The sequence below is a fragment of the Sphingomonas sp. Leaf33 genome (assembly GCF_001421785.1).
In the GTDB taxonomy this organism is placed as follows: Bacteria; Pseudomonadota; Alphaproteobacteria; order Sphingomonadales; family Sphingomonadaceae; genus Sphingomonas.
Genome location: NZ_LMLB01000001.1, coordinates 1375025 through 1399137, shown reverse-complemented (window position 1 = coordinate 1399137; position 24113 = coordinate 1375025). Strand labels below are relative to the sequence as shown.

The 24113-nt window shown below is 67.1% G+C and carries 24 protein-coding genes; 18 read left to right on the top strand and 6 right to left on the bottom strand.

Annotation, left to right across the window (positions count from 1 at the left end):
* Nucleotides 1-84: 84 nt before the first annotated feature.
* Nucleotides 85-351 (top strand): hypothetical protein, encoded by a 267-nt coding sequence (locus tag ASE86_RS06930; RefSeq protein WP_056423959.1) that lies wholly within the window; start codon nucleotides 85-87, stop codon nucleotides 349-351.
* 93 nt (nucleotides 352-444) lie between these two features.
* Nucleotides 445-1848: a cell wall hydrolase gene (locus tag ASE86_RS06925; RefSeq protein WP_056423956.1), complete on the top strand. Its 1404-nt coding sequence runs from the start codon at nucleotides 445-447 to the stop codon at nucleotides 1846-1848.
* Nucleotides 1849-1863: 15 nt separating this feature from the next.
* Here the strand turns inward: ASE86_RS06925 and ASE86_RS06920 are convergent, their stop codons facing one another.
* Complete coding sequence (locus ASE86_RS06920) at nucleotides 1864-2313, bottom strand: hypothetical protein (protein WP_056423955.1); 450 nt, start codon at nucleotides 2311-2313, stop codon at nucleotides 1864-1866.
* A gap of 87 nt (nucleotides 2314-2400) precedes the next feature.
* On the opposite strand from ASE86_RS06920, the gene purL reads away from it, so the two are divergent.
* The 5 genes from purL to ASE86_RS15660 all read left to right on the top strand — a co-directional run bounded on the left by purL (nucleotide 2401) and on the right by ASE86_RS15660 (nucleotide 7616).
* Complete coding sequence (purL, locus tag ASE86_RS06915) at nucleotides 2401-4617, top strand: phosphoribosylformylglycinamidine synthase subunit PurL (RefSeq protein WP_056426756.1); 2217 nt, start codon at nucleotides 2401-2403, stop codon at nucleotides 4615-4617.
* Between the two features lie 83 nt (nucleotides 4618-4700).
* Nucleotides 4701-4871, top strand: coding sequence for a bacterioferritin-associated ferredoxin (locus tag ASE86_RS06910; RefSeq protein WP_056423953.1), 171 nt, complete (start codon nucleotides 4701-4703; stop codon nucleotides 4869-4871).
* 104 nt (nucleotides 4872-4975) lie between these two features.
* Complete coding sequence (bfr, locus tag ASE86_RS06905; protein ID WP_056423951.1) at nucleotides 4976-5473, top strand: bacterioferritin; 498 nt, start codon at nucleotides 4976-4978, stop codon at nucleotides 5471-5473.
* Between the two features lie 294 nt (nucleotides 5474-5767).
* On the top strand, nucleotides 5768-6757 hold the full coding sequence (locus ASE86_RS06900; protein WP_056423948.1) for a helix-turn-helix domain-containing protein: 990 nt from the start codon (nucleotides 5768-5770) through the stop codon (nucleotides 6755-6757).
* Between the two features lie 166 nt (nucleotides 6758-6923).
* Nucleotides 6924-7616, top strand: coding sequence for a toll/interleukin-1 receptor domain-containing protein (locus tag ASE86_RS15660; protein ID WP_082441738.1), 693 nt, complete (start codon nucleotides 6924-6926; stop codon nucleotides 7614-7616).
* Between the two features lie 204 nt (nucleotides 7617-7820).
* Here ASE86_RS15660 and lepA read toward each other — a convergent pair whose 3' ends face one another.
* Complete coding sequence (gene lepA / locus ASE86_RS06895) at nucleotides 7821-9614, bottom strand: translation elongation factor 4 (protein ID WP_056423947.1); 1794 nt, start codon at nucleotides 9612-9614, stop codon at nucleotides 7821-7823.
* 44 nt (nucleotides 9615-9658) lie between these two features.
* Nucleotides 9659-10036, bottom strand: a complete 378-nt coding sequence (locus ASE86_RS06890; RefSeq protein WP_056426753.1) for a MerC domain-containing protein — start codon at nucleotides 10034-10036, stop codon at nucleotides 9659-9661.
* A gap of 139 nt (nucleotides 10037-10175) precedes the next feature.
* Between ASE86_RS06890 and ASE86_RS06885 the strand changes: the two genes are divergently transcribed.
* The 7 genes from ASE86_RS06885 to ASE86_RS06855 all read left to right on the top strand — a co-directional run bounded on the left by ASE86_RS06885 (nucleotide 10176) and on the right by ASE86_RS06855 (nucleotide 16465).
* Entirely contained in the window at nucleotides 10176-11213 is a 1038-nt protein-coding gene (locus ASE86_RS06885) for a COX15/CtaA family protein (RefSeq protein WP_056423945.1), read from the top strand.
* On the top strand, nucleotides 11210-11527 hold the full coding sequence (gene cutA / locus ASE86_RS06880; protein ID WP_235524010.1) for a divalent-cation tolerance protein CutA: 318 nt from the start codon (nucleotides 11210-11212) through the stop codon (nucleotides 11525-11527). Before ASE86_RS06885 ends, cutA begins: the two co-directional genes overlap by 4 nt.
* Nucleotides 11528-11658: 131 nt before the next feature.
* The gene (gene rplM, locus ASE86_RS06875) at nucleotides 11659-12138 is read left to right on the top strand and encodes a 50S ribosomal protein L13 (RefSeq protein WP_082441732.1); all 480 of its coding nucleotides are present in this window, start codon (nucleotides 11659-11661) and stop codon (nucleotides 12136-12138) included.
* Nucleotides 12139-12191: 53 nt separating this feature from the next.
* A complete protein-coding gene (gene rpsI, locus ASE86_RS06870) occupies nucleotides 12192-12671 on the top strand; it encodes a 30S ribosomal protein S9 (protein WP_414881275.1) in 480 nt (159 codons plus the stop codon).
* A gap of 325 nt (nucleotides 12672-12996) precedes the next feature.
* Nucleotides 12997-14718 (top strand): DUF1800 domain-containing protein, encoded by a 1722-nt coding sequence (locus ASE86_RS06865; RefSeq protein WP_082441728.1) that lies wholly within the window; start codon nucleotides 12997-12999, stop codon nucleotides 14716-14718.
* A 13-nt stretch (nucleotides 14719-14731) separates the two neighbouring features.
* Nucleotides 14732-16090 carry a DUF1501 domain-containing protein gene (locus ASE86_RS06860; RefSeq protein ID WP_056423939.1) on the top strand — a complete coding sequence of 453 codons (1359 nt, stop codon included), beginning with the start codon at nucleotides 14732-14734 and terminating at the stop codon, nucleotides 16088-16090.
* A 129-nt stretch (nucleotides 16091-16219) separates the two neighbouring features.
* Nucleotides 16220-16465: a hypothetical protein gene (locus ASE86_RS06855; RefSeq protein ID WP_056423937.1), complete on the top strand. Its 246-nt coding sequence runs from the start codon at nucleotides 16220-16222 to the stop codon at nucleotides 16463-16465.
* A gap of 226 nt (nucleotides 16466-16691) precedes the next feature.
* Here the strand turns inward: ASE86_RS06855 and ASE86_RS06850 are convergent, their stop codons facing one another.
* The 3 genes from ASE86_RS06850 to rph are packed head-to-tail and all read right to left on the bottom strand — an operon-like array spanning nucleotide 16692 to nucleotide 18834.
* Nucleotides 16692-17462, bottom strand: a complete 771-nt coding sequence (locus ASE86_RS06850; RefSeq protein WP_268795321.1) for a 5'-methylthioadenosine/S-adenosylhomocysteine nucleosidase — start codon at nucleotides 17460-17462, stop codon at nucleotides 16692-16694.
* Nucleotides 17463-17479: 17 nt separating this feature from the next.
* Complete coding sequence (gene rdgB, locus ASE86_RS06845; RefSeq protein ID WP_056423933.1) at nucleotides 17480-18109, bottom strand: RdgB/HAM1 family non-canonical purine NTP pyrophosphatase; 630 nt, start codon at nucleotides 18107-18109, stop codon at nucleotides 17480-17482.
* Nucleotides 18106-18834: a ribonuclease PH gene (gene rph / locus ASE86_RS06840; RefSeq protein ID WP_056423932.1), complete on the bottom strand. Its 729-nt coding sequence runs from the start codon at nucleotides 18832-18834 to the stop codon at nucleotides 18106-18108. The genes rdgB and rph overlap by 4 nt, the downstream gene beginning before the upstream one ends.
* A 99-nt stretch (nucleotides 18835-18933) precedes the next feature.
* Between rph and hrcA the strand changes: the two genes are divergently transcribed.
* From hrcA to ASE86_RS06820, 4 genes are all read left to right on the top strand, one after another.
* Nucleotides 18934-19974, top strand: a complete 1041-nt coding sequence (gene hrcA, locus ASE86_RS06835) for a heat-inducible transcriptional repressor HrcA (RefSeq protein WP_056423929.1) — start codon at nucleotides 18934-18936, stop codon at nucleotides 19972-19974.
* 27 nt (nucleotides 19975-20001) lie between these two features.
* Nucleotides 20002-20556 carry a nucleotide exchange factor GrpE gene (gene grpE, locus ASE86_RS06830; protein WP_056423927.1) on the top strand — a complete coding sequence of 185 codons (555 nt, stop codon included), beginning with the start codon at nucleotides 20002-20004 and terminating at the stop codon, nucleotides 20554-20556.
* Between the two features lie 152 nt (nucleotides 20557-20708).
* Entirely contained in the window at nucleotides 20709-23450 is a 2742-nt protein-coding gene (locus ASE86_RS06825) for a [protein-PII] uridylyltransferase (protein ID WP_056423925.1), read from the top strand.
* Entirely contained in the window at nucleotides 23447-23998 is a 552-nt protein-coding gene (locus tag ASE86_RS06820) for a GNAT family N-acetyltransferase (RefSeq protein ID WP_082441726.1), read from the top strand. The genes ASE86_RS06825 and ASE86_RS06820 overlap by 4 nt, the downstream gene beginning before the upstream one ends.
* Nucleotides 23999-24113: the final 115 nt, after the last annotated feature.

The following is a 24113-nucleotide window of genomic DNA, read 5'->3' as shown; positions in this document are numbered from 1 at the left end:
GATCGGGGCGTTCGCGGCAAAGGCGCCCGCGAACGCCCAAGTCCGGGGGGACGAATGCGAAATGCCTTGATCTGCGCCGCCACGATGCTGGGGCTGCTGTTGCTATGGCCCGTCGTCTTCGGCGGTGGTGCCGCGTCGAGCGCGATGGCCGGCACCGTGACCATTCCGATTCCGCCGCGCAGCTATCCCTCCTCGCTCGCCGCACTGCCCAGAGTAGCGCCGGCGACAGAAAGCTGTGCGGCGACGCGCCTGCGGGCGACAAAGGCATGCGTGCCCGGTGACGTCGCCTGCGATCACGCCGTCGCCGACGCGTTCGACGTCTGCGAGGCCAAGGGGATGTGGCCGTCCTAACGATGCGCCCAGCCCTGCCGCACCCTCCGCACGGCGGTACATTCGTACCCATTTCGCATCCGCTTTGATCCACGCTATAGGCGCGAGCCGCCCATGACTCCCGACATCCCCAACCCCACCGTCCCGCGCTGGATCGCCGTCGTCCTTGCGCTGCTGGCGATCGTCGCCATTGCCGCTCCGCTGGCCATCGTCACGACCGCGCCGAAGCTGCCGCCGGTGGCTCGTGCCGTCGCCACGCGCCCGCAGCGCGTCGTGCCGCCGACCGAACTGCCCACGGTCGAGCCCGCCGCCTTCATCGCGCTGGCGCCGACCGACGCGCGCGCATTCAACGCGACGGTCCCCTTCTCGACCGATCCCAACCCGGCCGCGCGCCCGTTCCGCCTGACCGGCAGCCCGGAAAGCCAGGCGCGCGCGCTGGACTGCCTGGCTGCCGCGGCGATCTACGAAGCCGGCGACGATACGACCGGGCAAAAGGCCGTCGTTCAGGTCGTCCTGAACCGCGTCCGCCACCCGGCCTTCCCGAAGACCGTCTGCGGCGTGGTCTTCCAGGGACAGGAACGGCGCACCGGCTGCCAGTTCACCTTCACCTGCGACGGCGCGATGCTGCGCGCGGTGATCCCGGCCGCGTGGGAACGCGCGCGCACCGTCGCGCGGATGGCATTGGTCGGCGCGGTCGATGCCCGCGTCGGCCACGCGACGCACTACCACACCGACTGGGTCGTGCCGTACTGGAGCAGCAGCCTCGACAAGATCGTCGCGGTCGACACCCACCTGTTCTTCCGCTGGAGCGGCTGGTGGGGCACGCCGGGCGCGTTCCGCGGCGGGTACACCGGGGTCGAGCCGGTCATCCCGCAACTCGCCCGCCTGTCGGAGGCGCACCGTAGTGCCGCCGAAGCGGCGGGGATGACGACCGCGCAGCTCGACCCGGCAATGCTGGGCGACACGCTGGCGCCCACGCCTGCGGGCGTTGCGCAGGACACGAACACCTTTCTCGTGACGCTCGGCGCCAAGCTGGCACCCGAGGATTTCCCGGCGCTCGCCGAAAATGCGTGCGGCGTGCGGCCCTATTGCAAGTTCATGGCATGGAGCACGAAAGCCGCCACCCCCGCCGCCCTGCCGATCACCCCGATCCAGCAGCGTGCGATGGCATTCAGCTATCTGCGCGACCGGGCCTTCGGGTTCGAAAAGGCGCTGTGGAACTGCGGCGAATTCAAGCGCGCGAAGCCGAACGAATGCATGAAGGCGCAGGTGTCGTTGACGCTCGCCCCGCCAGCCACGCCGCCCGCCGCCGACCCGCTCGCCACGCCCGCCGCTCGCCCGCCGCTCGCGGCGGTACCGGGCGCCGCTGTCGCGAAGCCGGCGATGCCCGACCCGCTGGCAGGCGTCCGGCGCAAGGGCGACACCCCCGCGTCGGGCACGGCACCGGCAACGGCAACGGCCGCCCCGCCGCCGGTTCGCGCAACGCTCCCGCGCACCGAGGCAGCGCGCGAACGCTGACCCGCCGGCGCGACCTCAGGCGGTCGTCGCTGTCACGGTAACGGCGGCGGACATCTCGTGCGTGATGTCGCATTTGGTGCCGTAGAGATGCGTCGTGCGCCCGTTCGTCGCGACGGTGTCCGCGACGACTCGCATCCACCGCATCGCGCCGTCCGGGCGGACGATCTCCGCCTCGAAGGTGAAGCTGCCGCGCGTGGCGATGGCGGTACTACGCAGGTGGTCGAGCAGGTCGCGTGACGGGGCGGCGTACATCTCGACGATCGCCCGCCGATCCAGCCGCTGGCCGCGCGCGATGCCGAACAGGTCGAAGACGCCGTGCTCCCACCGCAGCGAATCGTCGGACAGATCGCACCACCAGCGCGCCGGCAGACCGGGCAGCGCGGTCGCGGGCGGGACGTCGTCCCCCACCCGCTCGACCGGGGAAGACGTAATGATTCCAGGCGCGTAGATCAGCGTGTTCGTCATCGGTTCGGACTTTTACAGGAAATCGGTAAATTTTGCGATGCCGTCAGACGGGTGACGAAGCGCGCGCGCGCCGCTAAGGGCGCTTCCATGACCGAGATCACGCCCCAGATCGTCGCCGACCACGGCCTGTCCGAAGACGAATACGACCGCGTCCTGACGTGCATGGGGCGGACACCGAACCTGACCGAACTGGGCATCTTCTCGGTCATGTGGTCGGAGCATTGCAGCTACAAGTCGAGCCGCATCCACCTGAAGAAGCTGCCGACCACCGGCCCCCAGGTCATCTGCGGCCCCGGCGAGAACGCGGGTATCGTCGACATCGGCGACGGCCAGTGCGCGGTCTTCAAGATGGAGAGCCACAACCACCCGTCGTACATCGAACCCTATCAGGGCGCGGCGACCGGGGTCGGCGGCATCCTGCGCGACGTGTTCACGATGGGCGCGCGGCCGATCGCCAACATGAACGCACTGCGCTTCGGCCGGCCCGACCACCCAAAGATGAAGCACCTGATCTCGGGCGTCGTCCACGGCATCGGCGGCTACGGCAACTGCGTCGGCGTGCCGACCGTGGGTGGCGAGACGAACTTCCACGCCGCGTATGATGGCAACATCCTGGTCAACGCGATGACGGTCGGCGTCGCCCAGACCGACAAGGTGTTTTATTCGGCCGCCAGCGGTATCGGCAATCCGATCGTCTACGTCGGCTCCAAGACCGGCCGCGACGGCATCCACGGCGCGACGATGGCCAGCGCCGACTTCGGCGAGGATGCCGATGCCAAGCGCCCGACCGTGCAGGTCGGCGACCCCTTCACCGAAAAGCTGCTGATCGAGGCGTGCCTGGAGCTGATGGCGTCCGACGCGATCGTCGCGATCCAGGACATGGGCGCCGCCGGCCTCACCTCGTCGAGCGTCGAGATGGCGTCGAAGGGCGGCGTCGGCATCGAACTCGTCATGGACGACGTGCCCCAGCGCGAAACCGGCATGACGCCGTACGAAATGATGCTGTCGGAGAGCCAGGAGCGGATGCTCATGGTGCTCAAACCCGGCCGCGAGGACTTCGCGCAGGCCATCTTCCGCAAGTGGGAACTCGACTTCGCGGTCATCGGCCGCGTCACCGACACCGGCCGCATGGTGCTGAAGTGGCAGGGCGAGACCGTCGCCGACATCCCACTCGGGCCGCTCGCCGACGAAGCGCCAGCGTACGACCGCCCGCACGTCCCCACTCCGCCGCGTGCCGCCATCACCGACAGCCCGGAAAGCGACGATCTCGCCGCCGACCTGCTGACACTCGTCGGCTGCCCGGACCTCGCCTCGCGCCGCTGGATCTGGGAACAGTATGACCACATGGTCGGTGCCGACACCGTCCAGCGCCCCGGCGGCGACGCTGCGGTCGTGCGTGTCCACGGCACGCGCAAGGGCCTGGCGATCACCACCGACTGCACCCCGCGCTACTGCTTCGCCGACCCGGTGGAGGGCGGCAAGCAGGCGATCGCCGAGACGTGGCGCAACCTGACTGCGGTCGGCGCGACGCCGCTCGCCGCCACCGACTGCATGAACTTCGCCAACCCGCAGCGCCCGGAGATCATGGGCCAGTTCGTCGGCTGTATCGAAGGCATGGCCGAGGCGTGCCGCGCGCTCGACTACCCGATCGTCAGCGGCAACGTGTCGCTCTACAACGAGAGCAAGGCGACCGGCGGGGGCTCCGCCATCCTCCCCACGCCGGCGATCGGCGGCGTCGGGCTGCTGGCCGACTGGTCCAAATCGGCGACGATCGCGTTCAAGGGCACCGGCGACGTGCTGGTCCTGATCGGCGAGCCCCGCGGCGACCTCGGCCAGTCGCTGTGGCTGCGCGAAGTGAAGGGGCGCGAGGACGGCCCGCCGCCGCGCGTCGATCTCGCCGCCGAACGCCGCACCGGCGACTTCGTCCGTGACCAGATCACGCGCGGAGCGCTGACCGCCGTCCACGACGTGTCGGATGGCGGCATCGCCGTCGCGGTCGCGGAAATGGCGCTGGCGAGCGGCATCGGCGCAATGGTCTCGATGCCCACGCCGCGCGGGATCGCCGCGACCTATTTCGCCGAGGACCAGGGCCTGTATCTGGCGACCGTCGACGACGCGCACCTCAACGACTTCCTCCACGCCTCGACCGCGGCGGGCGTCGAGGTCGAGCGGATCGGCCGCACCATCGCCGGGCGGCTGGTGTTCGAAACGCGCGAGCACGACTATTGCGTAAAGCTCGACGACCTGCGCCGCACGCACGAGGCATTCTTCCCCGCGCTGATGGGCGACACCGCAACCGCGTGACGCTCTTATTGCGACGCAACCGCAATTAACTTGCGAATCATTCTCATGCGCGCTACTCCGGCGCTCAAGCGAGAGGGTTCGTCATGGTCGTATGCGTCTGCAATGCCATTCGGGAACGCGAGGTGCGCGAGGCTGCGCGGCTGGGCGCCGCCAGCGCGTGCCAGGCCTATGCGCTGTGCGGCAAGCAGGCGAAATGTGGCCAGTGCGTGCCGTTCGCCCGCGCGATCATCGACGCCGAACGTGCGGCTGCATAGTATTCGCATTTGCGAAGAAACCCCGGAAATCCGCCACTTTCAGCTATCCGCCGACGGGTTGAGCGGGTAAGCCCGGCCTGTCTTTTCCAATCGGGGTGCCGGCCATGAAGGGTGACGCGAAAGTCATCGAATTCCTCAACGAATCGCTCAGGAACGAGCTGACGGCGATCAACCAGTATTGGTTGCACTATCGCCTGCTCGACCATTGGGGCGTCCACAAGCTCGCCAAGTTCGAGCGGGACGAATCGATCGACGAGATGAAGCACGCCGACTGGCTGGCGGAGCGCATCCTGTTCCTCGACGGCCTGCCCAATTTCCAGCTGCTCGGCCGCCTGAAGATCGGCGAGACGGTGGAGGAGGTGCTGAAGGCCGACCTCGACATGGAGATCGAGGCCGTCGCCCAGCTGCGCAACGCGGTCGAATATTGCGAAAGCGTCCGCGACTACATCAGCCGCGACCTGTTCCGCCGCATTCTCGAAAGCGAGGAAGAGCATGTCGACACGCTGGAACGCCAGTTCGAGATGATCGAACGCATGGGCCTCCAGAACTACATCCAGCTGAACTCGGCGTCGGAATACGACACCCACGGCGAGAAGAAGTAAGGGCGGCCCCGCCGTCATCCCGGCACCGGTCGGGCTGACGCGCGGGAATCACCCCTCCCGTGCTCCCGCGCAGGCGGGAGCCCAGGGCGACAGCGCTCGTCGCTCACGGTACCACCCGACCAAGCGCCCGAACCACCGCACGGCTTGCCGGAACACGGCACTCGCCCCTTCTCTTTCGTGCTGAGCCTGTCGAAGCACCGCTTTCCGACACGCCCGCCGCACCCTCGCGACGCGACGACTGCCCCCGACAAAACCATTTTCCTACACGAACCCATCTGGTTATATAGCCACGCCATGCAAGACATGGCCCCGACACATCGCCCGGTGCGTGACTTCACGCCCGTCCCCCGCAAATACCGCTTCGACGGCTGGACCGCGGAGCGGCAGCGTGCCTTCATCGCCGCGCTGGCCGAGACCGGATCGGTCACTGCCGCCGCGCGCCGCATCAACATGAGCACCGAGGGTGCCTATTTCCTCCGCCGCCAGCCCGGCGCGGAAGGATTCGCCGCCGCCTGGGCCGAAGCCCTCGACCACGGCGTCCAGAACCTCGCCGACATCGCTATCGACCGCGCCCGTGACGGCACGCCGGTGCCGGTGTTCTGGAAGGGCGAGCAGGTCGGCGAGAAACGGCGCTACAACGACAAGCTGCTGATGTTCATCCTGCGCCACCACATGCCGGCGAAATACGGCACCCCGTCCGGCCCGCTGCGCCAAGGCACCAAACACCCCGAAACGATCGCGCGCGAAAAGAAGGAGGCGGAAAACGCCGAGCGTACCGCGCGCCAGAACGACGAGGCGGAGAACAAGCGCCTGTTCGGCCTGATGCTGAAGCAATATGAAGCCAAGGTCATCGTCGAGCGCCGCTACCGCCTGGAGGGCAGGTTCGTCGCCGCCGACCACGCGCTGCGCACGCTCGCCTTCCTCGAACTGGTCATGGTCGTCGGCGGCGAAAGCGCGGCCCTCATCGACCGCTGCACCGGCGTCGACGAACATGGCGAGTCCGTGTGCGAGCGCCCCTATGCCGATCCGATGAGCGATATCCTGGCCGAGATCCGGCAGAAGGTCTGGGACAAGCTCGGCGACCCACCCCGCCCGCCGGTCTGGCTACCGCGCAAGGACCCGGGGTACCACACCGATATCTACGGGAAGAGCGACCGGGCAAAGGCGCAACAGCGCGCGCACCAGATGATGGCGGAGGCGCAGGCGTTGTGGGAGGCGACGGCTACGGAGGAGAAATGGGCGGCGTGGTGTGGGGGTGAGTATACGCGACGTGAAATGCGCTAAGCTTTTTGATCGTGGATTGCGGCTAAAAGGATTGGTTACCGCTGCGACCGTCTCGGTCGATAATAAGTAAATGTGCCAAAACGGATCTTAATCTGCATTGAACTGTGTAATCTAATCTACCATGCGAACATCTGACAAAGATCAATTCTGATTTGGAGAGGTTGGCATGGCTAGATGCACCGCACCGACTAGAGGGCACCGTTCAGCCGCTGCCGCAGCCGATTGCCCAGCTTGCGGTGGACGATCGAGAGGTTACGGCGGTTACGGCGGATATGGAAGTTACGGCGGCTATAGCCCTACCCCGTCCCCTTCGTCATCGGGCGGTTCTGGGCGACGTAGCTCAAAGCCTCGCTGGTCACCGTCAGGCTCTGGAGCTTGGTACACGCCCGAAGAGGTTCGCGCGCTGACACCAGTTAGAGAAGAGGTCGAAAGCCTCGCCGTCTCGCAGCCGGACCTTCGGGACGTTTTTCTCTGTCACGCTTGGGATGATCGTCAGGCTTCAGCCAAAGACCTTCACGACCTTCTGGAAGCGCGCGGTGTTCGAGTTTGGTTTAGCGAGAAAGACCTTGGCCTTGGCGTGCCGATGATGCGGGCGATTGACAAGGGCTTGGTGAATTCCCGTGTGGGGATCGTGCTGGTGACTCCGGCAATGCTCCGCCGACTTCCAGCAGAAGGTGTCGCCGACAAAGAGCTTTCGGCGCTACTGCGACGGGAGCGCCTTGTTCCAGTCGTACACGGGACGACATACGAAGAACTTGAAAAGGTCAGTCTTCTGCTCGCATCGCGAGCTGGGTTGAGCACCGCGGAGGAATCGATGGCGGCGGTAGCAACCAAGATCGCGGAATTAGTCGCAGCTTAGTCACTGGGTGAATAAGCGTATAATTTTTGGGTTGCGGAGCAGTTCTTATTGGCGGTTTGTGGGCGCGAGACTGATATCCGACCCGACGCGGCAAAGCCGCGTCGTCGGTCGGCGTCGGTGACGCCGCCGGCCGGGCTGGCGATTGACCCTCGCCTAACTCGGCGATTGCTCACGCAATCCCCTCCTTAGCCTCGGACGCCAGCCTCAGGCGTCGTCGCCCATCCTCAGCGCCGCAATGAACGCCTCCTGCGGGATGCTCACAGAGCCGTACTCCCGCATCTTCGCCTTGCCCTTCTTCTGCTTGTCCAGCAGCTTGCGCTTGCGCGTCGCGTCGCCGCCGTAGCATTTCGCGGTCACGTCCTTGCGCAGCGCGCTGATCGTCTCGCGGGCGATCACCTTGCCGCCGATCGCGGCCTGGATCGGGATCTTGAACATGTGGCGCGGGATGAGTTCCTTCAGCCGTTCGACCATGCCGCGGCCGCGCGTTTCGGCGGTGGAGCGGTGGACGATCATGCTCAGCGCATCGACCGGCTCTTCGTTTACCAGGATGCCCATCTTGACCAGGTCGCCTTCGCGGTAGCCGATCTGTTCATAGTCGAAGCTGGCATAGCCCTTCGACAGCGACTTCAGCCGGTCGTAGAAATCGAACACGACTTCGTTGAGCGGCAGTTCGTAGGTCGCCTGAGCGCGGCCGCCGACATAGGTCAGGTTCTTCTGGATGCCGCGGCGGTCCTGGCACAGCTTCAGGATGCTGCCGAGATATTCGTCGGGAACATAGATGACCGCCTGGATCCACGGCTCGGCGATCGTCTCGATCTTGTTGGGCTCGGGCATGTCGGCGGGGTTGTGCAGGTCGATATGCCCGCCGCCGTGGGTCAACTCGATCTGATAGACCACCGACGGCGCGGTGGTGATCAGGTCGAGGTCGTATTCGCGCATCAGCCGTTCCTGGATGATCTCCAGGTGGAGCAGACCCAGGAAGCCGCAACGGAAGCCGAAGCCGAGGGCGGCCGATGTCTCCATCTCGAAGCTGAACGACGCGTCGTTCAGCCGCAACCGGCTGATGCTCTCGCGCAGCTTCTCGAAGTCCGCTGCGTCGACCGGGAACAGCCCGCAGAACACGACCGGCTGGACTTCCTTGAAGCCGTCGAGCGCCTGCGCGGCGGGACGCTTGGCATCGGTCAGCGTGTCGCCGACGCGGGCCTGCGCGACTTCCTTGATCTGCGCGGTGATGAAGCCGATTTCGCCCGGCCCCAGGTCGGGCAGGTTTTCCAGCTTCGGGCGGAACGCGCCGACGCGGTCGATCAGGTGCGTCGTGCCGGTCGCCATGAACTTGACCTGCTGGCCCTTCCGGATGGACCCGTCGATGACGCGGACCAGGATGACGACGCCCAGGTACGGGTCGTACCAGCTGTCGACCAGCATGGCCTTCAGCGGGGCGTCGGCGTCGCCCTTGGGCGCGGGGATACGCTCGACGATGGCGTCCAGGATTTCCTCGATCCCGATGCCCGACTTGGCCGACGACAGGACGGCGTTCGAGGCATCCAGGCCGATGATCTCCTCGATCTCGTGCTTGACCTTTTCGGGCTCGGCGCTGGGCAGGTCGATCTTGTTGATGACCGGGATGATCTCGTGGTTGTGCTCGATCGACTGGTAGACGTTGGCGAGCGTCTGCGCCTCGACGCCCTGCGCGGCATCGACGACCAGCAGCGCGCCTTCGCACGCGGCCAGGCTGCGCGACACTTCGTAGGCGAAGTCGACGTGGCCCGGCGTGTCCATCAGGTTCAGGATGTGGCCCTTCCATTCAAGCCGCACCGTCTGCGCCTTGATGGTGATCCCGCGCTCCTTCTCGATGTCCATGTTATCAAGGACTTGCGCCGACATCTCGCGCTCGCTGAGGCCGCCGGTGCGCTGGATCAGCCGGTCGGCAAGCGTCGACTTGCCATGGTCGATATGGGCAATGATGGAGAAGTTGCGGATCTTGTCGAGCGGAGTCATGCGCGTCGCCCTAGATCGCAGCGCCGCTCAGGGCAACGGGCGCGTCAGTGATCCGCCCGGCGGTTCAGGTCGTGGCCCAGCGCGAGCAGCCCGACGCCGATCATGGTGTAGAGCACTTCGTTGTCGCTGTGCGGCAGCGTGAGCGCCCCCGCCATCACGCCCAACCCCAGCGCACCGACCGCCGAGGGCATCATATAGCCATGCGACCAGATGCCCCGACCCAACGCGATCGCGCCCAGCGGAATGGCGAGCGCCAGCCCGATCTCGTGCACATGCGGATCGAGCAGCAAGCCGCCGGCCGCCGACGCCAGCGCGATCAGCACCGCCGTCGCCAGGCAATGTACCAGGCACAAGCCCGACAAGCCGATCGCGATGCGGTCCAGCCCGAGCGATGTCCAGGAAAGGCGAGTCGAGTGTCCCATCAATGCGTCCATCTAGGCGCATCCGCGGGACGTTACAATATTACATTGTCCGGTTCGGGTGATTTTCTTGTCCGCGGCGAAGGCCTGGGACAATTCGTCCACCTTGGCGGCCCCGCTGCCTTGGGCTAATCGCACAGCGATGTTGCGCCCCCCGCTCGATCCGCCCACCGCCCGCCCCGCCGCGCTCGTCCGCTGGCTGCATGTCGTCGCCGCGCTGATCGTGGCGATGGTCGTGGTCGGCGGGATCACGCGGCTGACCGAATCCGGCCTGTCGATCACCGAGTGGAAGCCGGTGACCGGCGCGATCCCGCCGCTGACCGATGCGCAATGGGCCGCCGAGTTCGCAAAGTACCAGCGCATCCCCGAATACCAGCAGTTGAACCAGGGCATGACGCTCGCGCAGTTCAAGGGCATCTTCTTCTGGGAGTATCTCCACCGCCTGCTTGGGCGCGTCATCGGCCTCGCCTTTGCGCTGCCCCTCGCATGGTTCTGGGTGAAGAAGGCGATACCGCGCGGCTATGGCTGGCCGCTGGTCGGGCTGCTGGCGCTGGGCGGGATGCAGGGCGCGGTCGGGTGGTGGATGGTGACTTCGGGTCTCGCCGAGCGCACTGACGTCAGCCATATCCGGCTGGCGGTCCACCTGAACCTGGCGCTGATCATCCTTTCGGCGATCATCTGGGTCGCGGGCAACCTGCGCGCACTCGTGCGGAACGTCGATGCGCAGCCGGCGCGGATGACCCGGGTCGGCGCGGTCGCGCTCGCGCTGCTGTTCGTGCAACTCGTGTACGGCGCGCTGATGGCGGGGCTGAACGCCGGGCTTGCCGCCAACGACTGGCCGCTGATGAACGGTCGCGTTTTTCCCGCGGCAGAGTTTTTCGCGCGACGCGTGCCCGATGCGCTGGTCAACGATCCGTATGTCGTCCACTTCATCCACCGCTGGTGGGCGTTCGTCGCTTTCGTCGGGCTGATGATCCTGGCGCGCGCCGCAAAGCGGGCGGGTGACCGGCGGGCGGCGGTGATGATCCATGCGACGGTCGGCATCCAGATCCTGCTCGGCATCGCGACCGTTGTGATGGGCGTGCCGATCTGGCTGGCGGCTCTCCACCAGTTCGTGGGGGCTCTGGTGCTGGTGAGCGCAGTGGGCGGCGCGCATGCGATCGGCCGCGCGACCGCATGATGGCTACGATCGCGCTGGTCCACGTCACCTTTGCGGATGCGGCGGAGGCCGAACGCATTGGCTCCACGATGATCGCCGAACGACTGGCTGCGTGCGTCGCGATCCACCCGCCCTGCCGATCGATCTATCGCTGGGCGGGCAAGGTCGAGCGCGGGCAGGAAGTGCCGGCGACGTTCAAGACCGCGGGCATGCGCGCCGAACGCCTGCGCGCGGCGATCCTCAGGCTGCACAGCTTCGAGCTGCCGGTGATCGAGACAGTTATCGCGGAGGTCGATGCGGCGGTCGAACGGTGGGTCGGCGAAGCGATCAGCTAGCCTCGGTATTTAGATACCCGTCAGCAAAACCGCACTTTGCTTGACTTAATTCGCGCATTCCAGCATTGGCCCACTCGTCCGCGCCGCTCCACGTCTGGGGCGGCGCGCTGCATTTGACGAGGGTCTGGCCCATGAAGGCGCTGATGAAGACCACCAAGTCGGTTAAGCCGCATGAGGTGGAGAAGAAGTGGCATCTGATCGATGCCGAAAATCTGGTGGTGGGCCGCGCTGCGGTCGTCATCGCAAACCTGCTGCGCGGAAAGCACAAGACGAGCTTCACCCCGCACGTCGATTGCGGTGACAATGTCATCGTCATCAACGCCGACAAGGTGCAGTTCACCGGCAAGAAGCGCACCGACAAGGTGTACTACAAGCACACCGGGTATCCGGGCGGCCTGAAGGAAGTGACCGCGGACAAGATCCTCGACGGCCGCTTCCCCGAGCGCGTGCTGGAAAAGGCCGTGGAGCGCATGATCCCGCGCGGGCCGCTGGGTCGTCAGCAGATGCGCAACCTGCGCATCTTCGCCGGCAGCGAGCACCCGCACGCCGCCCAGAACCCCGAAGTCCTCGACGTGGCCGCGCTGAGCCGCAAGAACAAGGTGGGCGCATAATGTCCGATAACCGCCAGTCCCTTTCCGATCTGGGCGCCATCGCATCGGGCGAGATGATCTCGACCGACACCGCCGGCACCGCGACCGACGCTACCGTCCAGCCGTCCGCGCCGACCATCCCGCTGCGCGAGCAGGAGCTCGACAAGCAGGGCCGCGCCTATGCGACCGGCCGTCGTAAGGACGCCGTCGCGCGCGTCTGGCTGAAGCCCGGCACCGGCAAGATCACGGTCAACGGCCGCGATCAGGAAGTGTATTTCGCACGCCCGACACTGCGTCTCGTCATCAACCAGGTGTTTGGCGTCGCCGGTCGCGAAGGCCAGTATGACGTCGTCGCCACCGTCAAGGGCGGCGGCCTGTCGGGCCAGGCCGGTGCGGTCAAGCACGGCATCGCCCAGGCGATCACCCGCTACGAGCCGGCGCTGCGTTCGCCGGTCAAGGCCGCGGGCTTCCTGACCCGCGATAGCCGTACGGTCGAGCGTAAGAAGTACGGCAAGGCGAAGGCGCGCCGCAGCTTCCAGTTCTCGAAGCGCTAAGCGGACGGCTCGGGATTGCGCAAGCAATCCCGGGACTCGTCACGTCGGGCGGCGGGATCAGCACCGCCGATCACGTCCGACGACGTGGCGTCCAAAGCTATCGAAAGGGCGATCCGGCAACGGGTCGCCCTTTTCGTATCTACCAACAGCCTACCGACCAAAACTTTGCCGCGCTTTGAGCATCCGCGCCCGCTGCTGCCTGAAACGCCCAGCGCATCAGCGTAAACAAGCGCTTACCCACGTTAACCGCTTTTTGCGCCGGCCGATTTCGGCTATGTGGCGGCTGGGGGCCGGCATGGGTGGATGCCGGTCGGGGACGTGATCCATGGCTGTGATGCACCGGCGGGCCGTGCGGCTCGCGGCTTCGTTGGTAACGCTCGCGGTGCTTTCGGCCTGCGGTGGCGGCGGCAGTTCGAGCGGTTCGGGTGGCGGGCTGGTCAGCGTCACGCCGGCGCCGACACCGACGACATCCACCCCGACCCCCACGCCGGTTTCGGCGCAGGACGCCGTCCGCCTCGCCCGCCAGGCGACGTTCGGCCCGACGACGGACGTTGTGAACCGCATCGTCGCGCTCGGCATCAACGGCTGGATCGACGAGCAGTTCGCCGCATCGGGCAGCAAATACGACGACATCGCGTCGACGACCGCGGTCGTGCAGAACTTCTGCACCGGCAGCACCGACACCGCCTGCAATCGCAAATACTTCAGCCGCGAGCCGGTCGCGATGCGCTTCTATGCCGATGCGATGGTCGCGCCCGACCAGTTGCGCCAGCGGGTGGCCTTTGCGCTCAGCCAGATCATGGTGGCGTCCGAAGCGGAGGTCAACGAGACGACCGGGATCGCGGCTTACCAGCAGATCCTGCTGGGCGGCGCGTTCGGCAACTACCGCGATCTGCTGATGAACGTCACGATGTCCAGCTTCATGGGCGATTACCTCGACATGGCGGACAGCAACCGCACCGCGCCATCGGAAAACTACGCGCGCGAGATGCTGCAATTGTTCAGCATGGGGCCCGACCAGCTCTACATGGACGGCACGCGCAAGCTGGACGCGACGGGTGCCGCGATCCCGACCTACGGTACCGACGACATCAAGGGCGTCGCAAAGGCGCTGACCGGCTGGACCTATCCGCGGTTGAACGGCGGCGCGGTGACCGACAGCAACGTCCGCGACTATTCGAAGCCGATGATCGAGATATCGGCGCGCTACGACACGACGGCCAAGACCTTTCTCGGCACCAGTGTTCCGGCCGGCGCATCGCAGTCCGACAGCGTGAAGGCGGCGGTGGACGCGGCGTTCAACAATGCCTCGACCGCGCCGTTCGTGTCGAAGGCGCTGATCCAGCAGCTCGTCACCTCCAACCCCTCCCCCGCCTATGTCGGGCGCGTGGCGGCGATCTTCGCCGACAACGGGGCGGGCGTACGCGGCGACATGAAAGCGGTGGTGCGTGCGATCCTGACTGATGGCGAGGCGCGCGGCGCCCCGCGGACCGGCGCGAGCGACGGCAAGGTCAAGGAGCCCGTGCTGCTGATGACCGCGCTGATGCGTGCGACCGGCATGACGACCGATGGCTACGCCTTCGTCACTCAGGATGCGGGGCTGGCGCAGCCGGTGTTCCGCTCGCCCAGCGTCTTCAACTTCTACCCGCCCGATTATCCGCTGCCCGGCAACACGTCGCTGAAAAGCGGGCCGTCGAAGCTGATGACGACGTCGAACATCACGCGCTTCCATAATTTCGTCTATAACTGGACGGTCACTGGCGATCAGGCGCGCAGCGAGTTCACGACCAATCCGGGCATTCCCGGCTGGGTCGGCAGCAAAACCGAATGGGGCGCGTGGGAGGCGATGGGCGCCGACACCGACGCCATGATAACCCGCATCGACCTGCTGATGATGGCCAACACCATGACCGATGCGCAGAAGACGGCGCTGCGGGCCGCGGCGGCAGCGATCACCAACGCCGACGCTGCGCTCCAAGCCCGGCGCCGCGCGCAGATGCTGCTATATATCGTGGGCACCAGCCCGCTGTTCCTGGTCGAACGTTGAGAAGGGCGGACCGATGAAGCTCACGCGTCGCGATTTCGCTACCTTCGTCGCCGGCAGCGGGGCGGCCGCAGCCCTCGGCCAGCTTGCGCGCACCGCGTCCGCCGCCCCCAACGGCAGCTACCGCGCGATGGTCGGCGTGTTCCTGTTCGGCGGGAACGATGGCTGGAACATGGTCGTGCCGACCGACAGCCGATACGCGGGCTATGCCGGATCGCGCGGCACCGTCGCGCTGGCGCAAGCCAGGCTGACCGCGCTCGATGGGTCGGCCTATGCGCTCCACCCGGCGATGGCGGCGCTCAACCCGGTGTGGGCGGAAGGTGCGATGAACGTCGTGCTCAACGCCGGCACGCTCTACGCCCCGCTGACCAAGGCGACCTACCAGAGCCGCAGCGACCTCCGGCCGACCAACCTGATGAGCCATTCGGATGAACAGGCACACTGGCAGGGCCTGCGTGCACGCAGCGACAATTTCGACGGCTTCATGGGGCGCCTGGCCGACCGCGCGAGCCAGCCGGCGATGCCGTCGCTGATCTCGCTAGGCGGCTCGAACCTGGCGGTCATCGGCCAGACCAGTTCGCCGCTGATCCTGCCGTCGACCGGCACGCTCAGCCGCACCGGCTTTACCGCGGGCGCGACGGCCAAGAACGCCGCGATCGACGCCTTTGCCAGCGCGGCGGGCATGGGCACGATCGCCGACGTCACCGCGAAACAGATCACCGCCGCCTACACCCAGGCGACTACCGCCAACACGATCCTGACCGCATCGAGCGGCGTCGACGCGTTCTTCGTCAACCCGACGACCGGCGCCGCGCTCACCAGCGACGTGTCGCGCCAGTTGCTGCGGGTCGCACGGATGATCGAGGCGCGCTCGGCACTCGGCCACGATCGCCAGACGTTCTTCGTGACCCAAGGCGGGTACGACAACCACTCCGCGCAGGTGAACGCCGACACCGCAACCGGTACCCACGCCAACCTGCTCGGCGACCTCGCAATGGCGCTTGCCGCCTTCTACAAGGCGATGAAGTCGATGGGGCTGGCGGAGAACGTCACCGCCTTCACGATGAGCGATTTCGGCCGCACGTTCAAAGGCAACGCCCAGATGGGCACCGACCATGCGTGGGGCAGCAATCACCTGGTCATCTCAGGGAACCTGCGGCCGAAGCTGGCGCACGGCATCTACCCCTCGACGGTGCTTGGGGGAAGCGACGACATCTCGTCCGAGGGGCGCTTCGTGCCGACGATCGCGCAGGAAGAATATCTGGGAGCGATCGCGCGGTGGCACGGCGTTGCGGACAGCGACCTCAGCTATGTCCTGCCCAACTGGTCGACGTGGACGGCGGGCGGCCGCGGGCCTCTCGGTCTTTTTGCCTAGTCGGGGCCGCAGCGCCCCGAAGTTTTTCTATCCTATCCAGCGAATGGGAATTCGATAAGACCATCTCCGACACTCGTACCCGAGTGGGGGGCGGACGCGCCGCGCGGCCGCCGTATGAAGGGGATTATCATGAAGACGCTCGCACTCGCTCCGCTCGCCATCGCCGCCACGCTCGCGCTGTCTGCCTGCGGCGGCAAGACGACCGAGAACACCACCGTCAGCAACGACATCGTGCTGAACGAGGAACTGCCGGTCAGCGAAAACCTGACCGCGACCGACACTTACAACGCGACCGATGCGGTGCTCGACAACGCCGCGGCCGACACGCTGAACGCCGCCGATGCGACCGGCAACGCGGTCGCCAACACGCTCTGACCCGATCGGCATTACCGACGTTTCGAGACCGCGCCGCCCCTGACAGGGCGGCGCGGTCTTCGCGTATCCGGCCCCCGCGTCGATGAAAGTCCCGCTATCGTGCCCGATAGCAGCGCTCGTTTCTCCTACTGAAGCGATAGGAATATATCGGTTTCAGCGCTCGGAAGCTCCCAAGATCTGGCGCCAACCTCCAGCGGCCTGGCGCTCCCCGCGTCAGGCCGCTTCTTTATGCTTCGTCGGGTAAGGCAGCGACGAACGCCCGGGTCACCGCCGCGACCGTGCCGCACGCCCGCTCCAGCCAGTCGGGCAGATGATTGGCATCCGCCTCTCCGCCAGCCAGGTCGGACAGGCTGCGAAAGGCGATGAACGGCACACGGTTGGCAAAGGCGACCTGTGCGATGGCAGTCGTTTCCATATCGACGACTGCGGCGCCGAACGTCGCGTGGAGGTAATCGCGGTAGGCGGCGTTATCGACGAACGCGGTCCCGCTCAGCCCTGCCCCGCCGACGCGCAGATCATGCCGGGCGTTCAGCGTGGCGGCGAGATCGAGAAGCGCAGAGTCGGCATCGAACCAGCGCCGCTCGCGCTCCGCCTCGGCGTCATGCCCGACGATCACGTCGCGCGGGATCATCATGCCATGGGGCGGCAGGTCGGTCGCCCCGGGCAGCGGCGGCAGCACCGGGCCGGCGGGTGTCGCGCGGCCCATCCCGACCTCCAGAAACTGCCCCCAGCGCGCCGGGGCCAGCACCCGCCCGACGCCGTTCGCCGGATCGAGCCCGCCGGCGACGCCCGACACGACGATCCGCGACACCGCGAACCGGTCGAGCAGCGCCTGCGTCGTCATCGCGGCGTTGACCATGCTGACGCCGGTCTGCGCCAGGATGACGTCACGCCCGGCGAACCGCCCGGCGAGCACCGTGCGCCCGTGCAGGCGATGTTCCTCGGCCACGGCAACGTGCGGCGCCATCGCCGCCCATTCGGGCGGGAAGGCGACCAGGACCAGCGTGCGCGGGGTCAGAAGACGGCCGCGACCAGCTGGCGGAAGGCGTCGGCGCGGTGGCTGATGTCGTTCTTCACCGCCTGGTCCATTTCGCCGAACGTCTCGCCGCGCCCGCCCGCGACGAAGACAGGATCATAGCCATGTCCCTTGTCGCCACGCGGCGGCCAGACGAGCGTGCCGTCGACGCGGCCCTCGAACCACTCGACGTGACCGTCGGGCCAGGCGAGCGCCAGCGCGCAGATGAAGTGCGCGTCGCGCGAGACATCGGCCCCCTTCTCCGCCAGCCGGTTTTCGACAAGCTGCATCGCGTACCCGAAATCCTTGGCCTCGCCGCCCCAGCGCGCGGAGAAGATGCCGGGCTCGCCTCCCAGCGCCTCGACGCACAGCCCGCTGTCGTCGCTGAGTGCCGGAAAACCCGACAGGTCGGCGGCCTGCAACGCCTTCAGTTCGGCATTGGCGACGAAGGTCGTGCCGGTTTCCTCGGGCTCCGGCAGGTCGAGCTCGCCCGCCGAAACGACGTCCATGCCGTACGGCGCCAGCAACTCGCGGATTTCGCGGACCTTGCCTTCGTTATGGCTGGCGATGACCAGCTTGCCCGGCGTCAGCTTGCGGATCGCCTGGGGTTCGGGGCCCTCGCCGCTCATCGTCCGGTGGCCCGAGAAACGGCAGCGTCCTGGGCGGCAAAGATCTGCGTGCAGCCGATGCGGGCGAGCCGCAGCAGGCGCAGCAGGCTTTCCTCGTCGTAGCACGCGCCTTCCGCGGTCGCCTGCGCTTCGGCGATCTTGCCGTCGTCGAGCAGGACGAAGTTGGCATCCGCCTCGGCATTCGAATCCTCGGGGTAATCAAGGTCGAGCACCGCCTGCCCCTGGTACATCCCGCAGCTGACCGCGGCGACCTTGTGCAGGATCGGGTCGGTGGTCAGCTTGCCCGACGCCATCAGCTTGTCGACCGCCAGGCGCAGCGCGACCCATGCGCCCGAGATCGCCGCGGTGCGCGTGCCGCCATCGGCCTGGATAACGTCGCAATCGAGCACGATCTGGCGTTCGCCGAGCAGCTTCAGATCGGTGACGGCCCGCAAGGATCGGCCGATCAGGCGCTGGATTTCCTGCGTCCGTCCCGACTGCTTGCCCTTCGCCGCTTCTCGCGCGCCGCGGGTGTGGGTCGCGCGCGGGAGCATCCCGTACTCGGCCGTCACCCAGCCCTCGCCCTTGCCGCGCAGGAACGGCGGCACCTTCTCCTCGATCGACGCCGTGACCAACACCTTGGTATCGCCGAACGCGATCAGCACCGATCCTTCGGCGTGGCGCGTGAAGTTCGGGGTGATGGTGATGGCGCGCATTTCGTCAGGCGCACGGCCGGAAGGTCGCATGGGAATACTCCGTGAATTTCGCATCCGCCCTAGACCGGGGCGGCGGGGGGCGCCAGATGCCCGTTGAGCCGTCTGCGCAGGGCCCCTACATTCGCTCGCGTGACACCCGCCTTCCCCGAACTCAGCGACCGCGCGCGTGACGTCTTCCGGATCGTCGTCCAGTCGTACCTCGATTCGGGCACGCCGGTGGGGTCGAAGACGATCGCGCAGGTATCGGGCCTGAACCTGTCTCCTGCCTCCATCCGCGGAGTCATGCAGGATCTGGAGGAAGCGGGATTGCTCGCCGCGCCACATACCTCGGCCGGACGGATGCCGACGCAGACGGGGCTGCGCCTGTTCGTCGACGGGATGATGCACGCGGTCGCCCCGTCCGAGCAGGAACGCGCCGCGATCCATGCCGGGGCACGCGCAGGCGGGCCGGTGGAGGAAGCGATCGCCGCAACGACGGCAGCGCTGTCCGGGCTGTCGGCTTGCGCGGGGCTGGTCCTGGTCCCCCGCCGTGAGCCGGTGCTGCGGCAATTCGGCTTCGTGCCGCTCGGCCCGCGTCGCGCACTTGCGGTGCTGGTCGGTGACGACGGGTCGGTCGAGAATCGCGTGATCGACCTGCCCGGCGATGTCCCGCCGTCGGCACTGGAGGCCGCGGCCAATTTTCTCAACGCCCGGGCGGCCGGCGCGACGCTGTCCGACATCCGTAAGCGGATCGACCGCGAGATCGCCGCCGAACGTGCGGCGCTCGACGGGGCGGCGCGCGCCCTGGTCGAGCGCGGCATCGCGGTCTTGAGCGAGGATGGTGCGCGCCGCCCTGTGCTGATCGTCCGTGGCCAGGCCAATCTGATCGATCCTGCCGCCGCCGCCGACCTCGACCGCGTGCGCGGCCTGCTCGACGAACTGGAGGGCAAGGAGGAGATCATGCGCCTGCTCGATTCGGCGCGCGACGGGCCCGCGGCGCGCATCTTCATCGGGTCGGAGAACAAGCTGTTCGCGCTGTCCGGATCATCCGTTATCGCCCAGCCGGTGCGGGCGATCGACGGACAGGTCGTCGGTGTCGTTGGCGTGATCGGCCCGACGCGGTTGAACTATGCGCGGGTCGTGCCCATGGTGGATTTCACGGCCGCCACGCTCGCGCGATTGCTGGCGTGACCCGGGATTTTAGCTAGAACGGATGCCATGAGCGAAGATACGAAGACCGAAGATACCGGCACGACCGCGGACCTGCGCGAGGACACCGCCGACGGCGCACCCGAAGTCGCCGATCACGACCGCGTCGCCGCGCTGGAGGCCGAACTGGCCGAAGCAAAGGCGGCCGTGCTCTATGCCCGCGCAGACGCACAGAACATGGTGCGCCGCGCGGAGAAAAGCGCGCAGGATTCGCGCGACTATGCCGTGACCGGCTTTGCCCGCGACCTGCTGTCGGTCGCCGACAATCTGTCGCGCGGGCTGGAAGCGATTCCTGCCGACCTGCGCGCGGACGAAAAGATGAAGGGTCTGGTGACCGGCCTGGAAGCAACCGGCCGCGAGCTGGAGAGCATCTTCAGCCGTCACGGGATCGCCAAGGTCGAGGCGATCGGCCAGAAGCTTGATCCCAACCGCCACCAGGCGATGTTCGAAGTTCCGTCCGCCGATGCCGAGCCCGGCACGGTCGTGCAGGAAATCCAGGCCGGCTATATGTTGAAGGATCGCCTGCTGCGCCCCGCGCTGGTGGGTGTCGCGAAGGCGGGGTAACGTAACATTCTCCCCGTGGGCGGGGAGGGAGACCAAGCACAGCTTGGTGGATGGGGTTCTCCATGGGCGAGATGCTATGTGGCACGCCCCCTCCACCGCCGCTTCGCGGCGGTCCCCTCCCCTTGCAGGGGAGGATTGTCTAAGACCCGTCCATGTCCCGTTTCGACCACGTACCCAACCGCCGCGCGCTGATCGATCGTCGCGCGATCGCCGACCGGCTCGCTGCGATCGAGGGCGACGATACCGCGGCCCTGCGGCGCGCGGGAACGCTGATCCTGAAACAGGTGCTCGATAGCGGTCGCGCGGAGATCGCGCGGCGGCTGACCGAGCATCCCTCGCGCGGGCTCGAGGCGGCCAACGCCGGCGCATACCTCACCGACCAGTTGCTGCGGCTGTTGTGGGACTTCACCGTCCAGCGGCTCTACCGCAATACCAACCCGACCGCTGCCGAGCGGATGACGCTGGTCGCGGTCGGCGGCTACGGCCGCGGCGAGATGGCGCCGCATTCGGACGTCGACATCGCCTTCCTGACCCCCTGGAAGCAGACCGGGTGGAGCGAGCAGGTCATCGAATCGATGCTCTACGCGCTCTGGGACATGGGCCTGAAGGTCGGCCATTCCTCGCGCTCGCTCGACGAGATGGTGCGCCAGGCCAAGGCCGACGTGACGATCCGCACCGCGATGCTGGAGGGGCGCTACGTCTGGGGCGACGAGACGTTGTATGCCGAATCGGAACGCCGGTTTCGGACCGAGGTCCAAGCTGACACGGCGCGCGCCTTCATCACCGAAAAGCTCGCCGAGCGCGACGCGCGCCACGTCAAGATGGGCGACAGCCGCTATGTCGTCGAACCCAATGTGAAGGAGGGCAAGGGCGGCCTGCGCGACCTCCACGCGCTGTTCTGGATCGGAAAATACGCGTACAACGTCGGCACCGCGCCCGAACTGGTCGGGGCAGGCCTGCTGACCCGCGACGAGTTGCGCCGCTTCTATCGCGCCGAGAACTTCCTGTGGGCGGTGCGTTGCCACCTGCACATCATCGCCGGTCGCGCCGAGGACCGGCTGACCTTCGACTATCAACGCGAGATCGCCGATCGGATGCGCTTCACCGACCGGCCCGGCAAGTCGCGGGTCGAGCGATTCATGCAATTCTACTTCCTGCAGGCAAAGGCCGTCGGCGACCTGACCGGCGTGTTCGTCGCGCATATCGACGAGAAATTCGCCGCGCGCGGCCGCCGCTTCGGGCTGCCGACAATCCGGCGACGGCCGTCGAAGCTGCACGGCTTCGTGCTCGACCGCGGCCGTTTGGCGCTGCCGTCCGACGATTTCTTTGCCAGCGATCCGGTGCGGCTGATCGAGATGTTCCAGTTGGCGGAGGCCAATGCGCTGGAGATCCACCCGCTCGCCATGCGGGCTGCGGCGCGCGATGCGCGGCTGGTCGACGGCGTCCGTAACGACCCGCGCGCCAATACGCTGTTCCTCGACCTGCTGACCGGCGGGCGCGACCCGGAAATGGTGCTGCGCTGGATGAACGAAGCGGGCGTGTTCGGCCGCTTCGTTCCCGACTTCGGGCGTGTCGTGGCGCAGATGCAGTTCGACATGTACCATCACTACACGGTCGACGAGCATACCATCCGCGCGATCGGCCTGCTCAGCCGGATCGAACATGGGCATCTGAAGGACGACCACCCTCTGGCGACCGCGATCTTCGGTCAGATCGTGTCGCGCCGCGCGCTGTACGTCGCGGTGCTGCTGCACGACATCGCCAAGGGCCGCGGTGGTGATCATTCGATCCTGGGCGCCGAAGTCGCCGAGCGGCTGTGCCCCCGCTTCGGGCTGACAGCGGCCGAAACCGAAACCGTGTCGTGGCTGGTCCGCTGGCACCTGCTGATGTCGTCTTTCGCGTTCAAGCGCGACCTCAGCGACTTCAAGACGATCCTCGATTTCGCGCAAGCCGTGCAGAGCCCACAGCGCCTGATCATGCTGCTGGTGCTGACCATCGTCGACATCCGTGCGGTGGGCCCCGGCATCTGGAACGGGTGGAAGCGCCAGTTGCTGACCGACCTGTTCGAGGGCGCGGAGGAAGTACTGCGCCTCGGCCACAAGCAGCGCGGGCGCGGCGAACGGATCGCGGCCAAGCAGGTCGAGCTGGGCACGGCACTCGGGTGGGACGGCGAGCGGTTCGCCGCGGTGGTCCGTCGCTTGCCCGAGGCGTATTGGGTGGCCGAACCCAGCGACGTGCTGGAGCACAACATCCGCCTGATCGAAGCGGCGGGCATGACCGATCTGGCGATCGACACGCGACCGCACCCCGCGCGCGGCGCAACGCTCGTCACCGTCTATGCCGCCGACCATCCGGGGCTGTTCTACCGCATCGCTGGCGCGATCCATGCCGCGGGCGGCAACATCATCGACGCGCGCATCCACACGACGCGCGACGGTATGGCGCTCGATAATTTCCTGGTCCAGGACCCGCTGGGGCGCCCGTTCGACGAGACGGGGCAGCTCGAACGCATCCGCACCGGCATCGCCGATGCGCTCGCCAACCGCGTAAAGCTGCGCGACCGGCTGAAGGCAAAGGCCCCGCCCCGCCCGCGCGCGGACGCCTTTGCCGTCCAGCCCAACGTGCTGATCGACAATGCCGCGTCGAACCGCTTCACTGTGATCGAGGTGAACGCGCGCGACCGCCCGGCGCTGCTTCATCATCTGGCCAACGCGCTGTTTCAATCGCGCGTCACGATCCACTCGGCGCACGTCGCGACCTATGGCGAGCGCGCGGTCGATACCTTCTACGTGACCGACCTGACCGGCGATAAGCTGGGCGGCACGCGGGTGAAGACGATCGAGAAGCGGCTGCTCGACGCCGCGATCGGCGAGGAGATGGCGGTGGCGGCGTGACGCCCGACCTCGACACGCAGCCATATCTTGCCGATGCGCGCGTCCGGCTGCGACCGATGGTAGAGGCGGATTTCGGCGCGCTGTTCGCGGTCGCCCGCGATCGGGAGATCTGGACGATCCACCCCGCGCACGATCGCTGGCAGGAACCGGTCTTTCGCCGCTTCTTTGCCGACGGGCTGGCGAGCGGCGGCGCGCTGGTGATCGAGGATGCCGTGAGCGGCGCAATCGTCGGGTCTTCGCGGTTCGATCCTGCGCGCGCCGCGCCGGGCGAGACGGAGATCGGCTGGACCTTCCTGGCGCGGAGCCACTGGGGCGGCGCGGTCAACCGATCGGTCAAGCGGCTGATGATCGGCCACGCGCTGGCCACGGTCGAGCGGGTGATCTTCCTGGTCGGCGAAGGCAACGCGCGGTCGCGGCGGGCGATGGAGAAGATCGGGGCGGTACTGACCGATCGTGTCCACGACGTGCCGCTACACGGCGGTGTCGCGCGGCATGTGATCTACGCGGTCGATCGCGATCGGTTTGCCGCTGGGCCGCTGAGCGGTTGAGTGCGCCCCCCCCTTCCCGTTCGTCCTGAGCTTGTCGAAGCACCGTTCTTTGGGCCGCGATATGTGATGACTGGAAGACGAGCTCTAGCCTGAAGCCACGACGTCAGACGGGGCC